This is a genomic window from Bifidobacterium sp. wkB338 (genome assembly GCF_003688325.1).
In the GTDB taxonomy this organism is placed as follows: domain Bacteria; phylum Actinomycetota; class Actinomycetes; order Actinomycetales; family Bifidobacteriaceae; genus Bombiscardovia; species Bombiscardovia polysaccharolytica.
The window spans coordinates 43366-63296 of record NZ_NPOR01000016.1; the positions used below are offsets into that span (position 1 = coordinate 43366).

17 protein-coding genes and 1 tRNA gene are annotated in these 19931 nt (G+C 62.7%); 9 read left to right on the forward strand and 9 right to left on the reverse strand.

The annotated features are described in order from the left end of the window. Window positions 1-18 precede the first annotated feature (18 nt). The 3 genes from CI603_RS03820 (at window position 19) to CI603_RS03830 (ending at window position 3186) form a co-directional block, all read left to right on the forward strand. On the forward strand, window positions 19-1131 hold the full coding sequence (locus tag CI603_RS03820) for a cell wall metabolism sensor histidine kinase WalK (RefSeq protein ID WP_110425639.1): 1113 nt from the start codon (window positions 19-21) through the stop codon (window positions 1129-1131). 88 nt (window positions 1132-1219) lie between these two features. Further along, window positions 1220-1837 carry a LexA family transcriptional regulator gene (locus CI603_RS03825; protein WP_121913133.1) on the forward strand — a complete coding sequence of 206 codons (618 nt, stop codon included), beginning with the start codon at window positions 1220-1222 and terminating at the stop codon, window positions 1835-1837. Then, entirely contained in the window at window positions 1834-3186 is a 1353-nt protein-coding gene (locus CI603_RS03830; RefSeq protein ID WP_121913104.1) for a Y-family DNA polymerase, read from the forward strand. Before CI603_RS03825 ends, CI603_RS03830 begins: the two co-directional genes overlap by 4 nt. Here the strand turns inward: CI603_RS03830 and CI603_RS03835 are convergent. After that, window positions 3183-3938 carry a ComF family protein gene (locus CI603_RS03835; RefSeq protein WP_052733326.1) on the reverse strand — a complete coding sequence of 252 codons (756 nt, stop codon included), beginning with the start codon at window positions 3936-3938 and terminating at the stop codon, window positions 3183-3185. The two genes, CI603_RS03830 and CI603_RS03835, sit on opposite strands and share 4 nt — an antisense overlap. Window positions 3939-4074: 136 nt before the next feature. Continuing rightward, a complete protein-coding gene (locus CI603_RS03840; RefSeq protein ID WP_395947965.1) occupies window positions 4075-4914 on the reverse strand; it encodes an HAD-IIB family hydrolase in 840 nt (279 codons plus the stop codon). Between the two features lie 65 nt (window positions 4915-4979). Here CI603_RS03840 and CI603_RS03845 point away from each other — a divergent pair, with 65 nt between their 5' ends. Further along, a complete protein-coding gene (locus CI603_RS03845; RefSeq protein ID WP_183122234.1) occupies window positions 4980-5414 on the forward strand; it encodes a metallopeptidase family protein in 435 nt (144 codons plus the stop codon). Window positions 5415-5424: 10 nt separating this feature from the next. Here the strand turns inward: CI603_RS03845 and CI603_RS03850 are convergent, their stop codons facing one another. From CI603_RS03850 to CI603_RS03860, 3 genes are read right to left on the reverse strand one after another with little or no spacing between them, the layout of a single operon-like run. Next, entirely contained in the window at window positions 5425-6948 is a 1524-nt protein-coding gene (locus tag CI603_RS03850) for a DUF5719 family protein (protein ID WP_121913106.1), read from the reverse strand. Next, window positions 6945-10085, reverse strand: coding sequence for a glycosyltransferase family 2 protein (locus tag CI603_RS03855; protein ID WP_046323022.1), 3141 nt, complete (start codon window positions 10083-10085; stop codon window positions 6945-6947). The genes CI603_RS03850 and CI603_RS03855 overlap by 4 nt, the downstream gene beginning before the upstream one ends. A gap of 58 nt (window positions 10086-10143) precedes the next feature. Further along, window positions 10144-10401 carry a WhiB family transcriptional regulator gene (locus CI603_RS03860; protein WP_046323023.1) on the reverse strand — a complete coding sequence of 86 codons (258 nt, stop codon included), beginning with the start codon at window positions 10399-10401 and terminating at the stop codon, window positions 10144-10146. A 305-nt stretch (window positions 10402-10706) separates the two neighbouring features. Between CI603_RS03860 and CI603_RS03865 the strand changes: the two genes are divergently transcribed. The 4 genes from CI603_RS03865 to CI603_RS03880 all read left to right on the forward strand — a co-directional run bounded on the left by CI603_RS03865 (window position 10707) and on the right by CI603_RS03880 (window position 15913). Next, window positions 10707-12161: an LCP family protein gene (locus CI603_RS03865; RefSeq protein WP_052733328.1), complete on the forward strand. Its 1455-nt coding sequence runs from the start codon at window positions 10707-10709 to the stop codon at window positions 12159-12161. Window positions 12162-12524: 363 nt separating this feature from the next. Continuing rightward, window positions 12525-13496: an LCP family protein gene (locus CI603_RS03870; protein WP_232346966.1), complete on the forward strand. Its 972-nt coding sequence runs from the start codon at window positions 12525-12527 to the stop codon at window positions 13494-13496. Window positions 13497-13586: 90 nt separating this feature from the next. Then, window positions 13587-15557, forward strand: coding sequence for an FtsK/SpoIIIE domain-containing protein (locus tag CI603_RS03875; RefSeq protein ID WP_121913108.1), 1971 nt, complete (start codon window positions 13587-13589; stop codon window positions 15555-15557). Window positions 15558-15634: 77 nt separating this feature from the next. Beyond that, entirely contained in the window at window positions 15635-15913 is a 279-nt protein-coding gene (locus CI603_RS03880; RefSeq protein ID WP_015021978.1) for a WhiB family transcriptional regulator, read from the forward strand. Window positions 15914-16013: 100 nt separating this feature from the next. Here the strand turns inward: CI603_RS03880 and CI603_RS03885 are convergent, their stop codons facing one another. Beyond that, window positions 16014-17501: a sensor histidine kinase gene (locus CI603_RS03885; protein ID WP_046323025.1), complete on the reverse strand. Its 1488-nt coding sequence runs from the start codon at window positions 17499-17501 to the stop codon at window positions 16014-16016. A 168-nt stretch (window positions 17502-17669) separates the two neighbouring features. On the opposite strand from CI603_RS03885, the gene CI603_RS03890 reads away from it, so the two are divergent. Further along, complete coding sequence (locus tag CI603_RS03890) at window positions 17670-18590, forward strand: hemolysin III family protein (protein WP_121913109.1); 921 nt, start codon at window positions 17670-17672, stop codon at window positions 18588-18590. 164 nt (window positions 18591-18754) lie between these two features. On the opposite strand, the gene CI603_RS03895 is transcribed toward CI603_RS03890, so the two are convergent. From CI603_RS03895 to CI603_RS03905, 3 genes are all read right to left on the reverse strand, one after another. Then, window positions 18755-19234 carry a transcription elongation factor GreA gene (locus CI603_RS03895; protein ID WP_024627331.1) on the reverse strand — a complete coding sequence of 160 codons (480 nt, stop codon included), beginning with the start codon at window positions 19232-19234 and terminating at the stop codon, window positions 18755-18757. Between the two features lie 105 nt (window positions 19235-19339). Further along, the gene (locus CI603_RS03900; protein WP_121913110.1) at window positions 19340-19747 is read right to left on the reverse strand and encodes an FKBP-type peptidyl-prolyl cis-trans isomerase; all 408 of its coding nucleotides are present in this window, start codon (window positions 19745-19747) and stop codon (window positions 19340-19342) included. 90 nt (window positions 19748-19837) lie between these two features. Continuing rightward, a tRNA-Leu gene (locus tag CI603_RS03905) sits at window positions 19838-19923 on the reverse strand. Window positions 19924-19931 lie beyond the last annotated feature (8 nt).

Sequence of the window (19931 nt, forward strand, 5' to 3'; positions counted from 1 at the left end):
CGGCCGCGGATGCATACCATGAGCAAGGACGGCAGGAGCCGGCGCAAGGGACCCAGTCTGAGTGCACGGGTGGACCGCGAACGGCCCATCGGATCCTTCGCCTCATTGAAGGTGGAGCTGAGCGTTCTGATCATCATCTCCACAGCCATCGCCTTCGTCATGGCCTGGTTCCTGCTGAAGATGGGCTGGAGCGGCTGGATTGCCATGCCGCTGACCCTGGTGGTGGCCTTGGGAATCACCTATTTCTTCTCCCGAGGACTCACCGCCCCCCTGCGGCAGATGCGGGATGCTGCCGAGGCCATGGCCGACGGGGACTACACGGTCCGGGTCCACGCCACCACGACCAGCCATGACGAGGTGGGGCTCCTGGCCCAGTCCTTCAACGAGATGGCCGAGGAGCTCCAGCACGCCGACCAGATGCGCCGGGACATGGTGGCCAATGTCAGCCACGAGCTGCGTACCCCGGTCTCGGCCCTGCAGGCCATGGTGGAGAACATGGCGGACGGGGTGACCGAGCCCACACCAGCCAACCTGGAGGGAATTCTGGAGCAGACCCATCGTCTGTCCGACCTGATCGCCTTCCTGTTGGACCTGTCGAGGATGGAGGCCGGGGCCGCCAGCCTGCAGATCGAGGACTTCGACTTCGGGGACTTCATCGACGAGACCCTTCAGCCCCTAGCCATAGCCGATGCCGGGCACGCCCACGACATCCAGGTGGACCTGGAGAAGGGCCTGAGAATGGAGGGCGACCAGGACCGGCTGCGCCAGCTCTTCACCAACGTCATCAGCAACGCCCTGAAGCACTCGGCCGACGGCACCACGGTGCTGATCCAAGCCCACGAGGACCGGCAGCAGGAGACCATAGTCACCAACGTGGTCAACTTCGGCTCGCAGATACCTCCCGAGGCCCGTACCGATATCTTCCGGCGTTTCGTCAAAGGCAAGGCCGGGCCGGGCACGGAGTCGGGCGGCACCGGGCTGGGACTGTCCATCGCGCGCTGGGCGGCCCAGCTGCATGGAGGTCAGGTGCAGGTGGTGGACGATCCGCGCGGAGCGGACTTCGAAATCACCCTGCCCAGATATCACCGCGACCTCGACGAGGACGAGGAGGGCGTGGGCCGTTCCGACTGATCCGACGCGCCGCATTGACTGGGAGGCGGACTTCGACTCATAATGAAATCGAACATTTGTTCGAATGTCATCGAGTTCGAGGTGTGCCATGGTCGCTACCATCCATGGGTCGCCAGAGGCGGCCCCTGCTTCTCTGCCGGAGTGCCGGGTCGATGCCCTGAGTCTCTTCCGAGGGCGCCCCAGTCCCGTTCCCCAGGCCTTGGAGGCCGTCCACGCCGGCTTTCCCTCAGTCGCTCAGGACTACTTCAGCGGCGACTTCAGCTTCGATCAGAACGTCATCGTCCACCCCGACGCCACCTTCATCATCCATGTGGCAGGCGATTCCATGACCGGCGCCGGCATCTTCGATGGGGATCTGCTGGTGGTCGACCGTTCCCTGGAGCCACGTGAGGGGGACATCGTCATCGCCATCCTGGACGACGAGCTGCTGGTCAAGCGGCTGGCCAGGTACAAGGGACGGACCATGTTGCGGGCCGAGAACCCCGCCTACCCCGACTTCATGCCCCAGGAGGGCGAGGAACTGGTCATCTGGGGGGTGGTCATCGGCAACTACCACTGGCAGCGGGTAGATACCAAGGGCGAATCCCGGAGCGGCTCTCCCCTGCCTCAGGTCACCTATCCCGGACACACCCTGCATGAACGCAGGCGTACGGGAAGCCAGGGCCGAAAACCCACCTATCCTTCCACGGGCTGGGGGTCGGCATGATCGCGCCAAAACCGGCCGATCCTGCACCCGGGACCGCTCTGACAGGCCGAGTAGTCCTGGCTGATGCCAATTCTTTCTTTGCCTCCTGCGAGGCCGTCTTCGACCCGTCCCTGGCTGACCGCCCGGTGGTCGTGCTGTCCAACAATGACGGCTGCGTAGTGGCCCGCAACCGCCCGGCCAAGGCCCTGGGCATCACCAACGGCACACCCTGGTTCACCATTCGTGAACGGGCCCTGCAGGACGGGGTGGTAGCCCGCAGTTCCAACTATGAGCTCTACGCCAGCCTCTCCCGGCGCATGATGGCCATCATGGCCCATTTCCTGCCCAACCAGGAGGTCTATTCCATCGACGAGTGCTTCATGGACAGCATCTGGAACGACAAGCGCACTGTCGAGATCTGCCGGGAGCTGCGTGCTGCAGTCCTGCGGTCCACCGGCATTCCCGTCAGCGTGGGGGTGGCGCCTACCAAGACCCTGGCCAAGGTGGCCAACCACTGGGCCAAGGACCATCCCTCGACCGAGGGAATCACCCTCTGGAGCCAGGTGGAAGCCCAGCATGGCGACCAGGCTCTGGCATCAGTGCCCGTCGACCAGGTTTGGGGGGTGGGCCGACGGCTGACAGGCAGGCTCATGGGCATGGGCATCACCACCGCTCTGGATCTGCGCAATGCCGATCCCTCGCTGATCCGTCACCGGTTCTCCGTCATGCTGCAACGCACTGTCCTGGAATTGAGGGGACGGCCCTGCATCGAACCCGAGGCGGATGCCGCCAGGGGTGTGCGCACCGATCAGATTCTGTGCTCGCGCATGTTCTCCCACCCTATCGAGGGCTACACCACTCTGGCCCAGGCGCTGAGCATCTATGCCCAGAAGGCCTGCCGCCGTCTGCGTCGACAGCACGGCCTGTGCGGCAAGGTGCGGGTCTTCTGCTCCACCAGTCCCTATGCGCCCCAGCAGTTCTGCGCAGTCGGCCGGACTGTCGTCCTGGAGGATCCCAGCGACGACCCCCTGGTCATCGCCGGCGCAGCCAGCCGGGCGCTCAAGGGTCGAGTGGATCCGCACGCCCGCTGGATCCGAGCCGGGGTGGTTCTGTTGGACCTGACTGATGCCGACCACTTCCACACCCTGGAAGGCCTGGACGCAGCCCGGGACACCCATGGTCTGGGGGATGTCCTAGAGGATGCCACCCGTCGTTTCGGCCCCTTCCGGGTAGGCGTAGGCTACGGAGGCATCCGCGGCAAGGGCCGAGGCGACGAAGATACAGGGGCCGACTGGGCCATGAACCGGGGCATGCTCTCCCCCCGGTCCACCACCCGCTGGGATGAGATGGCCGTGGTCCAGGCCCGCTAGAGATCCTCATGGCCTGGAGAAACGGCCGCTAGAGCTAAGGCAGCCAACGGCAGGGCACCTGCGGTTTCCAGGGCACAAGCGCACTGGCGGATGGTGGATCCTGTGGTGATGATGTCGTCCACCACCAGGACGGGATGGCCAGCCAGGCGTGGAGGATCCGCAATTGCGATCCGGTCCGCCAGCCGACGTGAACGGTTCCGACGGCCGCCCGCCTGGACGGACTTGGTTCTGACGGAGTTCATGATCAGCGCCGGTTCCACACGGGCAGTCAGGCCCTGCTGCTGCAGGGCCTGGACCAGAGACAGAAGGATCGGTTGAAGATGAACCCTCCCCCGCCTGCGCAGGGATGCGGACGAGGATGGAGCGGGAACCACCAGGATCGCCTTCGCAGGCTTGGACCGGAGCAGAGGATCGATCAGTCTGGCCAGGACTGGAGCAAGATCGGCCATGACCTGGCCCAAGGGTGCGTCCAAGGGCCGGTTGTCGTGGTCCTTCCAAGCTAGAATGATCCGCCTGACAGGTCCTCGATATGGAGCACAGGCCAGAGCCAGGCCCATGGCATAGGCGGGCGCAGGCACCGACAGGGGCCGGAAGAGCAGGGATCTGCAAGTGGGGCATAGCAGAAGATCGGGGCGATCACAGCCGGCGCAGGATCGAGGAGCCAGCAAGTCCAGCGCCGAGCTAGCCAAGGCTGAGGCGACAGTACAAGCGGCCTGTCGGAACCGGCCGGATGCCAATGAAAGGTTGCACATAACGCCTAGTCAACCCTCAAACATTGAGGATAGGAAAGCAGGACAGAGCCATGTGCATGAACAGACCATCCGTTCACAGACCATCCGCTCACAGACCATCCGTTCACAGGATTGTCTGCAGACAGGTTCAGCAGGTTCAGACCAGATCTGCCTCAAGAGCCCGGATCAGGTCCAGGGCATCGGCCGGATTATGCACACGCAGAGCCATGGCCCCAGCCATAGCAGCTGGATAATCGTTGCCGTCGGGATCCATCCGGTCGCCCACGAAAGCGATCTGACCGACATCTACGCCCAGTATCTTGGCCAAGGAGGTCATGGCATAGGCCTTGTCGATGCCCTTGGCTGAGATGTCCACGCTGGTGGAGCCGCCGGATCGCACCTGCAGGTGGGGCAGGTCTGCGGCCACGGCCCGGGCTAGGGCATCCTTGCGGCTGTTGTCCGGATCCCAGGCCTCCTTGGCTTGGACGGGGGCCTGCTGACCCAGGGCGGAGAAGGTTATCTGGCTGCCGCGATCCTCGATGCGCGGCCCCCAGACCTGCTCCTCCCAGTCTCCCAGCTGCTTGGCCCTGCGCTCCAGGCTGGCCTCGGCTGCCTGCCGGTCCTGGGTGCTCAGATCGTGGGCATAAACGCAATCCCAGTTCCCATCCTGCCAGCGGTAGTAGCGGGTGCCGCTGGTGGGCATCAGATGCAGCTGATTGAAACAGGTATCCTCAGGCAGGGCATCCAACACCTGGTCGCGGAACTGGCTGAACCGCCCGCCAGAGACGATGGCCACGGGCCGGAACCGGGTGAGGGCAGCGAAATGGACAGCCATGGTCTGGTCCATGCGGGTCTTGGACAGCGCCAGGGTGTTGTCCAGATCGAAGGCCAGCACCCGTGCCCGTGCGCAGATGGACCTTATGTCTTGGCTGCCCCACCAGGCCACGTTCACCGCACCATCCTCCGCCATGATTGCTCCCATCCGCTTGTCGATCATCGCTCCATGCTACAAGACACCCTGAATCGAAAAATGCCTCCGGGTTGGGGGCTATGGTGAGTGTCATGATCAACGATCAGCCGCCTTGGTCCCGTAGCGTCTACCGGAACAGTCATGGCCGGGGGATTCGTCGGCCCACCTTCGGCACCCGCCTGCCCCGCTATCGCACCAGATGCGGGATCTTCGACGATCTGACCGCAGCCCAGATTCGGCGGTTGGGCTCCGGCTGGCCACAACTGGTCAAGCCCGTCCAATTCGCGGTCGAGGATGTACCGCCCTCCGACCCCACCCCATGGGAGGACCAGTCAGACCTCTTCTCACGCAGTTTTCCGGCAGGCCGCGGCATCCCCGCCAGGATCGTTCTCTACCGAATGCCCATCCAGAGCAAGACCCGAGACCGCACGGAGCTGGAGCTGATCATCCGCGACGAGCTTGTCCTGCAGCTGGCTGACCTGTACGGGCGTGACCCCGAAGAGATCGACCCCATGTGGGGACGCTGAGGGCCGAATCTTAGGGCAGGACAGTGGAGTCTGGGCCGGAGCGGATCACGGTAGTCGTGGGCATGAGCCCGTCAGGAGTCATGATCGCCAGACCAGCCAAGCCAGCCTGTTTGACCGCGTCCACACTCAGGCGTGCGTTCCAGATCAACCGGGAGGAGCCATGCTCGGAAGCCTCATTCAGCCGCACGGCGGCCACATGGTCGCCCAAATCGTGGGTTGAAAGCTCATGGGCACGACCTGCTTCTATGGTCAGCGAGCGCTCCCCCAGCTTGTTGCCCTTCTCGTCGAATCCAACCAGTTCGGCCTTGATCTGATTCGTTGATGGGTTGACCAGCGTCAGCGCGGCCTGGGCAGGCTGGGATATAGTCAGGGCCGAGGAGGCAGCAGCAGTCCCCGCGGGAATCAGAGCCAGGTCGGACTGTGACTGGTCCTGGCTGCCCTGGCCTGTCACCTGCAGGACTGCACGGACGGGCCGGTCGGCATGCACCTGCAGAGCCAGCTTGCCATCGGGCACACCACCCAGATTCACCGCCGTGGCCTGAGAGCCCCGCAGATCCACCCGCCGCAAGGATTGCTGACCGCCTTCATCCACCCAGAACAGGTCCACCGCCGTGGCATGGGATCCCTGTAGAAGCAGAGTGGCCTGGTCAGCCCCGCGCAGGCCGGGAATGACCAGATCACGGCCGGGAGCCGCCAATGTAGTCACCTGATCAGACCCGCGTGGATCGAGCCCGGCCATGACATTGACGGAGACCGACATGGCTACCGGAGCCTGTGAGCTGCGAGCCCGGACGTAGATGGCCTGCTGACCAGGAGCCGCCGCAGACAGATCATATGAGGCATGGCCGCCAGGAGCCACGGTCATGGTCTTGCCTGTCTCCAGGGGCAGCCTACCTGAGGAGTGCGAACCCTGGACCTCGAGACTGATCACCGTGGCCTTGGATGACGGGTTGTAGACCACCAACCGCTGGGTATTCCCTCTGCTGGTGGCGGGCAACAGGAAGTCGGCATCCATGACGGCCCGGGGGCAGGCCAGCGCCTGGATTCCTCTAAGATCACCCTTCGTGGCCCAGGAGACCATACCGGCAGCAGCCCCCGTACCCGGCTGGGACTTGAGCATCCGGGAATCGAAGGCAGTGGCCGAAGCGCCGGGGTCGAGCGAAGCGGCCATGACTTTCTGCCCGTCCAAGAGATCGGGATCAGTCAACGTGGTGTGTCGCCCACTTCCCATTGGGGTCAGGCTGGAACTGCCAATGGATCCGAAGGCGGCGGCCGTGACGCGGGAGCTCAGATCGCCCTCCGATGCCTTGAACTGGTCATCGCCGACCTTATCCTCGTCCGCTACCGTCATTCGAGCCGGGCAGTAGGCCGCTACCTCTCGCTGACTGACCCGGCTGGAAACGGCTGTAGATCCTCGGGCACCATCAGCCAATGAGGCCGGAGGTGCCCAGATCAGCAGAGCGGCAATCAGGACCGCCACCAGAGGCGCCGTGACCAGAGCGGCCACCAGGGATCCCTTGCTTCGTGCACTCATAGCTGCTCCCCTCCAAAGTAGCCCGGACGCGGCAGAGCCACCAGGCAGTATCCCAGCAGGACCAGGCACAGGGTCCACAGCCAGACCCGCCTCCAAGTGCTGGCCTCTGCTCGTGTGACACCAGTCATGTCAACGCCCACGTCCTTGCCGGACTGTGAGTTCAAACGGAAATAGGTTCCCTGTGCATTGGCCACCACCTGCTGGGCACCTTCGCTGGCGGTGATATTGGACACCAGGTCATCGTTGGGCGTGGACCCCAATCCCGCTGCTCCGGAACGATCAACTGGCACGTAGATACCGCCGAAGCCTAGGTCGGCCACCGCAGCTACGGCTTGTGAGTCGGCTTTGGCCATCAGAGCAGCTGCTGAATGCGAGAGGACACCCTCGCCAGCCAGCTGATTGCCATTCACTCTCTGGACGCGCAGGGCAGGCGAGGCATCTACCAGCTCTCCTCGTGAGGTGTGCAAACCGGTGTAGGCCACGCGACCATGGGAGGGCGATGTCAGCACCAGCACCCGATGGGATGGATCCTTCTCCAGGTAGTCCACCGCCACAGCCGGAAGCTGTCGGCCGTCCGCAGACAGGGGCCCACCGACAGGCGCCACCAGACCGATCACTGCTACACCCACAGTGACTAGGGCCAGGACCAGGACCAGCAAGAGCCTGAAAACACGTCCGCCACCATTAACTGCAATTGCAGAGGTTGAAGAGGATTGCGCAGGAGGCAGGGGCGGACGATCGGCATCGTTGTCAAGGGCCTGATCATGCCCAGAAGCAAGGGGCGAGAAGGGACGGACGGCCCTGCCAGCCAGCAGACCCAGGCAGGCCAGAAGACCCATAAATGCCATCATCATGCCAGGCAGGACTGAACCGGCCACTGGACCGGTCTCGTCCAGGCCAGTGCAGACCGCCTGTGAGACCAGCGCCAGGACCAGGCCCAACAGGACCGTGATCCAAAGAATCCTGGCCGCCTTGAGCACCCGAGGCACAATCAAGGTAACAAAGGCCAGGAGGACCACCGCCAGCAGACAGCAGGCCAGCGTGGCAGGACGCCAGAGTTCAGGTCGCCACCTGGTGGGCCATAGGGCCGAAGCATCCAGGCCCAACAGGCGGGCCAGCAGTTCCCCCAGGCTCCCGGTTCGAGGCTGACCGGTCAGATCCACCGAGGGCACCATCAGATCTGCGAAAAGCTGCCTCCAAAGCCCGTCCTTGGCATGATGCAGGGAGTTGACCAGGGTTGGCGCCAGGGCCAGCACCGAAGGCAGGGGCATCAGCAACAGCATTATCCGATGGGATGACACCAGGCAGATTGCCATGATGAAGAGCGGAATCATGGCCAATATGAGCTGAGGTTCGGCTACCAGGACCGGCAGGAAGCAGATGGAGGCCAGAGCCGCCTGCTGCACCGAAGCCTTGGGGTGCACGGGAGCCTCGGTCTGATACAGCCCCACGGCCTTGAAAACGAAGGCAAAGGCGGCAGGCATGAAGGCCATGACCGTCAGCATGGGCAACTGCAGACCATCCACGATGCCTAGGGCGAATGCCAGACAAGTCCAGAGCAGCCCCAGCAGGAAGCGGATGGGATTGGACCTGGTGACCACGCCGGCCAGGGCCCAGAAAGACAGAGCGGCCAGCCCCGTTTCAGCCAGGAGCATCAAGGCCATGGCCTGGGCCACATGACCGCCAGTCAACAGGGCGAAGGGTAGGAGCACCAAGAGGAAGGGGGCAGGAACTGCAGGCTGTCCCACGCCCCCGGCCCAGGACCAGGAGGTGGTGGCCGCCGCCAGCAGGCGGGACCAGTCGGCTCCTGACGAGGGCAGGAAGGGCGCGTGGATGGCACCTCCTGAGAAAATGGCTCGGCAGAGGGGCCAGTGAGTGGCAACCAGAGCCACCAAGACTGCTATGGTCATCCCCGATGCCCAGGCCAGGCGACGCAGGAACTGCTGGCGCAGATGAGCCAGGGCCAGGTGGCTGAGCATGGGATGTTCCTGCTGATCGCGGAAGGCTTGCCTACGCTGCCGCCACTGCCGGATCTGCTGACTGTTGGCCTGAAGAATGTTCAATCGGCGTGGACTACCATGGCAGGCGGAAGTCAGACGGCGACGCATGGTCAGCAAGGCCGCAGGACGGGTCAGAATCCGCCAGGGCGCACACAGACGGCACAGGGCCCTGTAAGGCCGTTTGCCGATGAGATCAAGGGCCATGAACCACAGTGCCGCCAGAACTCGCCAGAGCCAGACCAGCGGCCACCAGGGAAGGGCAAAGTCAGTCAGCAGGTAACGCTCCCGAGCCAGTATGGGCCCCATGGAGGCATCCAAGGGACGGTCAGGCTGCGCCGGCCGCCCATTCCGGTCGCGCAATCCGCTCATCCGTGCGCTGGCATGGGCCATCCGGACACTGGGCACCACTACCACACGCCCCCCTGACAGGCAGATGCGGCGGCAAAGGTCGTCGGCTTGGCCGAAAGTTCCAGCCCAGGCACCTGGTCCACCCAGATCCTTCATAGTCTGCATGGGCACCAGAGCACCAGCCAGACTCACCGCAAAAACATCCTGACGTGCGTCATACTGCTCCTGGTCGGGCTCGCTGTCCACTACCAGGCTCACCGTTCGGTGATGGTAGGCATACCGACCCACATCCCGCAGTCCCTCGCCCTGCCAGTCATACTGCTTGGCGCCCAACAGGGAAGCAGTGGGATTGCTGTGCCAGGTGTCCACCAGCCTGTCTAGGCAATGCTCATCCATTGGACGGCAGTCGTCGTGCAGAAGCCAAAGGGCACGGATTCGACCAGGCAGACGGGCATAGCCAAGTGCCTTGTCCACGGCATCGCCGAAGGAAGAGGCGCCTTTGGCGCGAACCACCTGCACTTCCACCCGCGCTGGCCCGTCCACCGGGAACTGCGCATAGAGAGGCTCCACAGTGATCCCCGAACAGTCCGCAATAACTATGACCCTAGGCAAGAGGCTCTGTCGCAAGAGGGCACGCAGGGTATCAGACAGGTAGGTCAGGTCATGCTCGACCGTGATTACCGCCGCCACAGCATCCTCCACATGAGGACTGGCAGCAGGCGAACATGCGTTCATAACTGCAGAGAGAACCTGCCGGACATCCTGGGCTTGAGGCGCGACGAAACTCATGCGTTCCAGTCTACGCAATCCAGGTCACCGGATGCCTCGCTCGGGCACCTGCGGCGATTCAGACCTGATGCTGCGCGCGCATCCTCTTCTTGTAACGGCGGCGCTCCCGTTCACTCATGCCGCCCCAGATGCCAAAGCGTTCGTCGTGTTCGACCGCCCAGTCCAAGCACTGCTTTCGGACGGTGCAGTCGGCGCAGACCCGCTTGGCTTCCTGAGTGGAGCCTCCCTTGCCTGGGAAGAATGCTTCCGGGTCTGTCTGTGCACAGAGCGCCTCGCTCCGCCAGGATGGTCCGATGTTGACTTCGAACCATTGCATCAGCGGCGTCAGCCTGTTTTTAGTTGTACTGCTGTATCGAGTGTCTATAAAACCACTCATAGCGACCCCCCAGTCCCTAGTGTGTTTACACACTTTTATTACAGCCGCTACGGAGGTCTTCTGTCAACCCCTACATGCCTGCAAGCGCAACTGAGCAACACGTGGAGGAGACCATATCGCCCGAAGAGGAGCTGCGGATGAGGGTCAGACTATACTATGACTGGTTCAAGCACGCTTTACCGTCATCCCGGTTCTTCCCGCCGGAATGACCCCTACAGCGACAGCCGATGAGGAAGGCATAACCATTGACGTCCCCAACCAGAAAGATGGGTCTGCCCAACATCAAGGCGGGCAGGAACGGCAAGCCCCAGCACAGCGGTGGGTTTCGCAACAGCCACCGTCTGCGCACGGGCATCTGTCTGGCCCTTACCTTCATTCTTTGTTTCGTAGCCTCGACAGTGGCGGCCTTCTGGACCGACATCAACGGTCACATGCACGTGCTGGAGCCCGTCACCCTTGCTCAAAGCCACAAGGCCCCGGAAGACATCTACAAAGGCAAAACCCTGAACGTCCTGGTCCTGGGACAGGACACCCGGGACGGCAAGGGCAATGCCGATGTGGGCGGCAGCGGCGACGGCCTAGAGGAGAATCACCAGTCGGACACGGCCATGGTGGTCCAGATCGCCGCAGACCGTTCCTACGTGAACGTGGTCTCCATTCCCAGGGACTCCATCGTGAACGCCCCGGCCTGCACCACCAGCAAGGGGGAAACCATTCCGGCCCGCCGCCAGGTCATGTTCAACTCCATCTTCGCCGAAGGCTACAGCCAGGGCGGCGATGTGAATTCGGCCGCCAGCTGCTCCCTGGCTGCGGTCCGCTCACTGACCGGCTTGGACATTCAACAGTTCGCGGTGGCTGACTTCAACGGTTTCAAGTCCATCATCGACGCCCTGGGCGGGGTCGACGTGTGCATCCCCAAGGATACCTGGGACGGCTATACCGGCATCAACCTGAAGCGCGGCCTGCGGCATCTGGACGGAACCCAAGCCACCGAGTACGCTCGCATGCGCCATGGAACCGCCGCCGACGGGTCGGACATTATGCGAACCACCCGCCAGCAGTATCTGATCAAGAGTCTGGTCAACGAAGCCAAGGCCGTCAATATCTATTCCGACCTGCCCAAGGCCTACCGTCTGGCCACCACCTCCATGTCCACCCTGCAGCTGAGCGAGGGCCTGGGCAACTTCCAGACCCTGCTGGGTCTGGGTAATTCGCTCAAGCACATAGACACCAAACATATCTACGCCCGTACCATACCTGTCGAGGAATGGTCCCAGGACAATTACCGAGTGGTATGGACGGATGAGGCCGACACTATCTGGCAACTGCTCCGAGAAGGGAAGCCTTTGACCCAGGCCAATGAGGCTGCAGAGTCAACATCTTCATCAGACAAGCAGGCCAGCAATGATCAGGATGCCCAGAGTGTCCAAAACACACAGGGTGCTACTCAGACAGCGGGCAACGGCTCTGACACAGAGGACGGCACCCAATCCCCATCTGCGTCCGCCGCTACTCTACCCAAACCCAATCCCCGCACCGGACTGATCACCATGCCTGACAAGACCCTGATAGATCCGAACACGGGCGGAATTGTCGATCCGGACGACGGAACCATCAGGGATGCAAACACCGGACAGTACATCGGTATGGCGGACCGCTACCTGTTCGCTACGGTCTGTGCGGTTCCGGCGCAGAGATAGCCGATTAAGCCGCTGGGTCGTTCAGGCATGCTATTGCTTACCTAGTCGGTCAAAGCTACGGAGGTTAAGGGTATGCGGACTGGATCAGACCAAGGCGGACAGGGACAGGAGCCTCCTAGCTTCATGCCCTCCGGTCATCACCGTCCGGCTGCCGACCTCGGAACCCCAGGTACCGAGGCGAGACACAGCCGTAGCCAGACGCCTCCCAGCTTTTCCCCCTCCTCCGGGACTGGGCATCAGCCGGGGCAGACCAGCGGGGCTCGGAAGGCCAGACGCACCAGCGGATCATCGAAGACCACACCCCAGCCAAGGGCCACGGCTGCACCTGTTGGAAACGACTGGAGCAACAGAAGCAATCGAAGCATGCGCAATGGCACTGCCCTCGTCCGCAGACACCCCTTGCGCAGATTCATAACCATTCTGCTTTTGGTCCTGCTGCTGGCACTGGTCGTACTGGCGGGTGGAGGATGGTTCTGGATCAATGGCAAGCTCACCCGCGACAAAATGCTGACCGATGCCCCTGGTTCAGAGGCCACCACATGGCTCCTTCTGGGATCGGACCAGCGCGACGGTTCTCCGGGGGCCGGACAGGATGCCAGCATCACCGGCTTCCGCACCGACACCATCCTGGTACTGACCAAGCCCCGGCACGGAGCCGCCTCCTTGATTTCAGTCCCCCGGGATTCCCTGGTCAAGCAGGACGGGGATTACATGAAAATCAACGCCGTGGCCTACACATCGGGCTACCGGGCCCTGACCGGCCAGATTGAGGACATCACCGGCCATAAGGTCGATCACGTGGCCTTGATCCGGTTTGGAGGCCTCAGTAAGGTGGTCGACGCTCTGGGCGGTGTCAGGCTTTGCTACGATGCAGACGTCAACGACCCCAACTCAGGCATGGTCTGGTCCCGCGGCTGTCATCAGGCTGACGGCGGCATGGCCCTGGCCTTCACCCGCATGCGCTACTCGGATCCCAAGGGGGACTTCGGGCGTGCCGAACGCCAGCGTCAGGCCATCTCAGCCATCACTGCCAAGGCGCTCCAGCCCTCGGTCATGCTCAACCCGTCGACGGCCGGAAAGGTCCTTTCGGCGGGTCTGGATGCCTTGGTGGTGGATGAGCGGACCAACCCCATAGACCTTGTGCGCATGGTCCTGGCCTTCCGCAGTGCCAGCAGCAGCAAAGGCATCACCGGAAGCGTCTACTGGGCGGATCCTGACTACTATCCGGGCTGGGGTCTCGGTTCCACCGTTCTGCTGGATCAAGCCCGCAACACCGACCTGTTCAACAAGCTTGCGCAGGGCAGTCATGCCCCCGGAACCGTCGGCGGCATGTAGCACCGTCCGCCAATCCCAGCCAGATTCCACATTCGACCACATGCCAGATTTGCCCTGGAACTCCCCAGCCGGGCCCTTCATGCTGAAGACATGATAAAGGCCAATTCATCAGCAGCTGCATTTCCGATATCAGCAACCGGGCCGAAAGTCTTTAACCAGGTTGCAGGCGATTGGCACTCTGCCAGCGTCAAAGAGCGAACGGCCAAAAAGGGAAGGATCCAGGTCATTCTGACCCTGGTCGCCCAAACGGCTCCGGCCCTAGCCCAGGCGGGCATGATCTGGTACGCAGTCGGCCAGGGACGCTGGATGTTGCTCCTCCTCTTGTTGCCCAGCCTGACAGGTACCCTGGCCATGCTGCTTTTGAGCCTGCTGCGAGCGCATCAACAGCCACCGTCATCTCTCCCCGCCCACGCACAATTGGAATACGGCATAGCATCGAATCGTGCTTCCCTATCGACAAGCACAGAGGACCAGACACGGCAGGACTTGGCTCAGCTGGCCTCCGACCCGGGCCCGCGGCTGGAGTCCCGTCTGTTGGGATCAGGGGCTTCGGAAGCACATGGTCTGCTCTGGCAGAGCATCGTTCATGCCTGGCTTGCCGCATCGGGGAAGACAGCACCGGCAATCATCGGTGCCCGTCCTGATCACAGACCGCTGGTCATCGATCTGCCGCGTGACGGACCCCACGCCCTGGTGGCAGGTACAACGGGATCAGGCAAGTCGGTTTTTCTGCAGACCTGGTGTCTGGCCCTGGCCGCCAGTCAGCCTCCAGACCGGCTCAATCTGGTCCTGCTGGACTTCAAGGGCGGTGCCGGCTTCGGCCTGTTGGCCCGACTGCCACACACCGTGGGCTGCGTGACCAATTTGGATCTGGACCAGGCCGTACGAGCGCTGAACGGCCTCCAGCGGGAATTGGAGCGCCGTCAGCGCCTGGTTGCCAGAGCAGGGGTGGAGGACACTGCCCTGATGTCCGATCCACCGGCGCGCCTGGTGGTGGTCATTGACGAGTTCCAGGCCCTGCGCCAACTCCTGCCCGACTATCTGGACAAACTGACCGCCCTGGCATCTCAGGGCAGGTCTCTGGGTATGAACCTAGTGGCCTGCACCCAGCAAACCATGGGACAGGTCAGCGCCCAGATGCGTGCCAACATGAACCTGGGCATCTGTCTGCGCGTGCGCGACCCCCTACAGTCCAAAGAGTTGCTGGGGTCCTCCTGCGCCACAGGGATTGACCCTGCCTGTCCAGGTGTGGGCTTCCTGGAGCAAGGTCGGGGCCCTCAGGCCTTCCGCACCTGCCCAGCATCTGACCCACAAACCCTGGTGGAACAGATCATCAAAGCCAGTCACTTCTGCGGCAACCGACCACCAGCACCCCTCTTCTCGCCTCCCCTGCCAGAGCGTGATCCGGCCTGCGGAAAGATTCTTTGGCAATCAGGGCGGCCTCTGATACCTTTGGGACGCACCGACGACGGGGTCCTGCTGCACCTCTACCACCTGCCCCTCAAAGGTCATACGGCCGTGATTGGACCGCCAGGCCGAGGAAAGAGCACCCTTCTAGCCCTGCTGCTTCGTTCCCTGCTTACCCTGATGAAGCCGGGAGCCCAACCAGAACCCAGCTTTGATTTGCGCATCACGCGGCGAACAGGCCAGGGCTACAGCAGCCGGGACTCGACAGGTCCGGTGCCGACACCGCCTAAAGGTCATCAACGTGGCAACCGGGGGCTGGTCTGGATTGTTGACGATGCCCAAGACCTGCTGGATCCGCTCTGTCGGGATCCATTGTCCCCGCTCTTGCAGGAGGCTTTGGGACAGGAGGGAACCACGGTGATTCTAGCTGTGGATGCGGCAAGTGCCCTGCGCAGACCTGAGCGTTTCAGCCGTCGTCTGGTGTTCCCCTGTGGCGAACGGGGGGCCGATCTGGCGGCTGGCATCCCCGCCGATCAGCTGGCCGCCCTATCCACACGGGCCAGCGCCATTCCTGGACGGTGTCTGGTTCTGGAGGCGGGTCACGCCATTCCGCTACAGGTGTTCTCTTTAGCCGTAAAACAAATGGACCCTTGAAAAAAGTCACCCATCGTGCTTATCTTGCATAGGGTAGTGATAAAGCACAGATAAAAACTTCTTGGAGGCTTAGGTAGATGAGTAATGCGTTTGATTGGCGCGCCAAGGCTGCTTGCCGTGACAAGGACCCTGAGCTGTTCTTCCCTGTCGGCAACACAGGTGCAGCCTATCAGCAGATCGAGGAGGCCAAGGCTGTCTGCCGGACCTGCAAGGTCATTGACGCCTGTCTGAAGTGCGCCCTGGACACCAATCAGGATTACGGCGTCTGGGGCGGACTGAGCGAGGACGAACGCAGGGCTCTCAAGCGTCGGGCCATGCGTGCGCGCAGGTCCCAGGCCATGCAGATGCAGTCCTGATTCCTTCCCGATTGCACCGAACAGTTGAGGGGCGATGGCTTGATGCCACCGTCCCTTTCTTTTCCTGAAAAGCACCCCTCGCTAATAGGTTTTCGGGATATCACACGTCCTGCGCCACGCGCAGCTTGATGTTGATGACCACCCGGGTGCCCCCATCCCGGCGTGGCTCCCACTTGACCGTACCGCCGAAGTCGTTGGTGACGAAGGTATTGATGATCTGCGTGCCCAGCCCGGACCCGGTGGACCGAGCCTGTCCCTGATCCGACTCGGTGCTGTAGCCGTTGCCGTCATCCTCGACCACCACATTCAGGTTGTTGCCGCCCCGGCCTACCGATATGGTGATATGCCCCTCGTCACGGCCCTCAAAACCGTGTTCGACAGCATTGTTGACCAGCTCGGTCAGCACCAGGGACAAGGGTGTTGCATCCTGGGCTGGCATCATCCCGAACTTGCCCACGTAGGAGATGGTGATGTGCTGGTCGCTGGTAGTGGCCAGGTCCACGCTCATCTTCAGCAGGTTGGCAATCACCTTATCGAAGTCCACAATCTCGTCGGCGGTCTGGCTGAGGCCCTCGTGAACCACGGCGATGGTCTGGACGCGGCGCTGGGCCTCCTCCAGCTCCTTGCGGACCTCGTCTGACTTGGTGCGCCTGGCCTGCAGCCGCAGCAGGGCTGACACGGCCTGAAGGTTGTTCTTGACACGGTGATGGATCTCGGAGATGGTGGCATCCTTGGTCTGCAGCTCCTTCTCCCGGCGGCGCAGCTCGGTCACGTCCCGGCAGAGAACGATGGCGCCGGTCCTGCCCTGTTTGCCGTACAAGGGCAGGGAGCGCATGGAGACAGCCGACCCGTTGGCATCTAGTTCCGAGTCCACAGCCGCCTTGCCCGATAAGACCAACGGCAAAGAGTCGGGCACAGGATCGTTCTCCTTGAGCAGGGAAGTACCAATCTCGCTCAGGTACTGGCCAATCATGGTCTCCACTGAGCCCAGTCGGCGGAAGCAGCTGATGGCGTTGGGTGAGGCATAACGCACTACGCCGCTTGCCGTCAACACAAAGAAACCGTCGGCCACCCTGGCGTTGTGCCGCTGGTTGAGCACCGAATCCGCGTAGGGGAACTCGCCGCGGGTGATCATCTCGAAGAGTTCCTTGCCCGCGTTGATGCTCTCGCTCTCGTAACGGCCGTTGGACTCGCGCGTGGCCATGTTGGTCTCGCGGACCACCAAGCCCAGGGTTTTGCCCTGGTGACGGATAGGGGCATAGACATCGCAGACCGTGGCGCGGCCGATGGTCCGCAGCTTGTTGGATCGCAGCACCCCCTTGGACTGCATGGCCGCCTCCAGCTCCTCGCTGCGATCGGTCGGGAAATGCTCTCCGACCACATCTTCGGTGCGCAAAGACATGACCGTTGAGGGACGGCACTGCTCGGCCACAGTGAACTCCCCCTCGCCGGTACGCAGCAGGAGCAGCAGGTCGGCAAAGCTTAGATCGGCGATGACCTGCCAGTCGGCCACCAAGTGGTGGAGCCACTCGCGGTCCTCCTCATTGCAGTCGTCGCAGGAAGCCAGAATCTCGGAAAAATCAGCCATGCCCTCCATCATACAAAGGGCCCGCGGAAGCAGATAGGCGGGTCATGCCCAGGGCGATGATGACATGCGCGTCCAATACACAGGTCTGGGGTAGGGTGGTTCACGGATGTTTCGCCCCGGCTACCGGACCCGACAGGCCCGGACCAGTCAAGGGGCCAAGGGAGGGCCATGGCAACCAGGACCAGCGAGGACGGCAGACCGCCTGAGGACCAGGAGGTTGATCCCGATCTCGAACGCCGCCGTCAGCAGCGCCGCCAGGAGCTGACCTACCTGCGCAGGGACGCAGAGGTGGCCCATGAGGCCCATCTGCAGGCCAGGGCCGATGCGGTGCGCGCCAAAGCCAAGGCCAAGGCTGCACGGATCATGACCAAGGCCGAGATGAAAGCCTCACGAATCGAGGGCATCCCCGACATGGAGATCGAGCGCAAGGTCCGCCTGGATGTGCACGGCCGCCCCAAGCCCCTGCTGCGTGGCTGGATTCACGCCGTGGCCGCCCCGCTGGCCCTGGCCGCCGGCATCGTGCTGATCTGTTTGGCCCACGGCACTGGCCTTAAGCTGGCATGTGCGGTCTTCATGGTCGCCTCACTGGCCCTCTTCGGTAACTCGGCCCTCTACCATCTGGGCGACTGGACCCCGGGAACCACGGACGTTCTGCGCCGCCTGGACCACGTCAACATCTTCCTGCTCATCGCCGGCACCTACACGCCGATTTCCTTTGCACTGGACCCCTTCTGGCGGCGGGTCATCATCCTGGGCATGTGGGGGGCCAGCCTGGTGGCCATGATCGTCCACGTCTTCTGGATCGATGCGCCCCGCGGGCTCTACACCCTTGTCTACGTGGTCTTCGGAGTCTCGGGAGTGGGCTTCCTGAAACTCTTCTGGGACTCCCCCATGGCCGGTCCGCCGGTGGTTTGGCTGATCGTGGCCGGCGGCCTGGCCTACATCCTGGGGGCGATTGTCTACGGTCTGCGTCGGCCGGACCCTTGGCCCCGGGTATTCGGCTTCCATGAGATCTTCCACTGCGGCACGGTCATCGGCTATGCCTGCCACATCGTGGCCATCTATCTGGTGGTCTGCAACCTGCGCTGAGCAGCTCTCCAGCCGAACCGCACTTTTAACAAAGACCATCGGCCCGCCTTACGAACCAAGTGGTCATTCATAGAGCAGCCACCCACAGACAAAGCCGCCCCCCGTCGACCATGGCGGAGAGCGGCTTCATTCAGGCCGAGCTGGGACGGTGAGGGGTCGTCCCGCTACTTGAGAGGCTGGGCATCCTTGACGGTGACCGAGATGTCCTTGCCATTGGGAGCCTTGTAGGTCACGGTCTGGCCCTTCTTGGCGCCCATGAGGGCCGCGCCGATAGGCGACTCGGGGCTGATGACATCATAGTCGGTGGCCACGGTCAAATCTCTGGAACCCAGCACATAGACCATTTCGTTGCCGGCCATGGTCAAGGTCACCAGGGATCCGTTGCCCACCGTGCCAGCCTTAGGAGCCTTGAGGATCTTGGCGTTGCGAAGCTTGACGATCAGCTCGTTTATCCGCCCCTCGTTCTTGCCCTGCTCCTCGCGGGCAGCCTGGTAGCCGCCGTTCTCGCTCAGATCACCCTCGGCTCGAGCCGCCGCGATACGTTCGGTAATCTCGTCGCGGTACTCGCCCTGACGGTGGTCAAGCTCCTCCTTCAGCTTGTCGTAAGCGGCCTGTGTCAGCAGAATCGTCTTTTCCTCAGCCATGTGATTCCTCCTTGTTTAATGCACTTGTCTCGTGGCCCGACCTGAACTGCAAAGTCAAGGGTATGAAAAAGGCGCCGGCCCTCACCGGCGCCTGGAGACCCTTGTCTACCGTGTCGATATGATATCGATCACGAAAACCAGGGTATCGTCGCCGCCGATGCCCGCCTGAGGCATCCCCTGACGACCATATCCGTACTCCGGCGGAATGGAGACCACCAACCTGGACCCCACGTTGTGGCCGGGCACCGTCTGGTCCCAGCCGCGAATGACCTGCCCCACGCCAATGCCGAAGCTGGCTGGCTGATTACGCTGGAAGCTGGAGTCGAAGACCTGATCGGACCCCCAAACGACACCGTGATAGTTGACGGTGACGGTATCGCCCTTGCGGACGACTGGCCCGTCCCCCTCGACCAGCTCCACGGCGCGCAGCCCGCTGGGCGCCGAACCATGGAAGGTTATGGTCGGCGTGGCGCCGAATTCGGCGTTCACCTCGGGCATGGATTGGTCACTCATGACAACTCCTTTGGTTTTCTTGCGTACCAGAGTATCGGTTCGTCGGCCGGGTGACAAGTTGCGACACTGCCGTCCAAGCCGATGAGGCCTTGGTGCCCCGGGTGGGAATCGAACCCACAAGCCGGTGAAGGCGGCGGATTTTAAGTCCGATGCGTATACCATTTCGCCACCGGGGCCATGACCC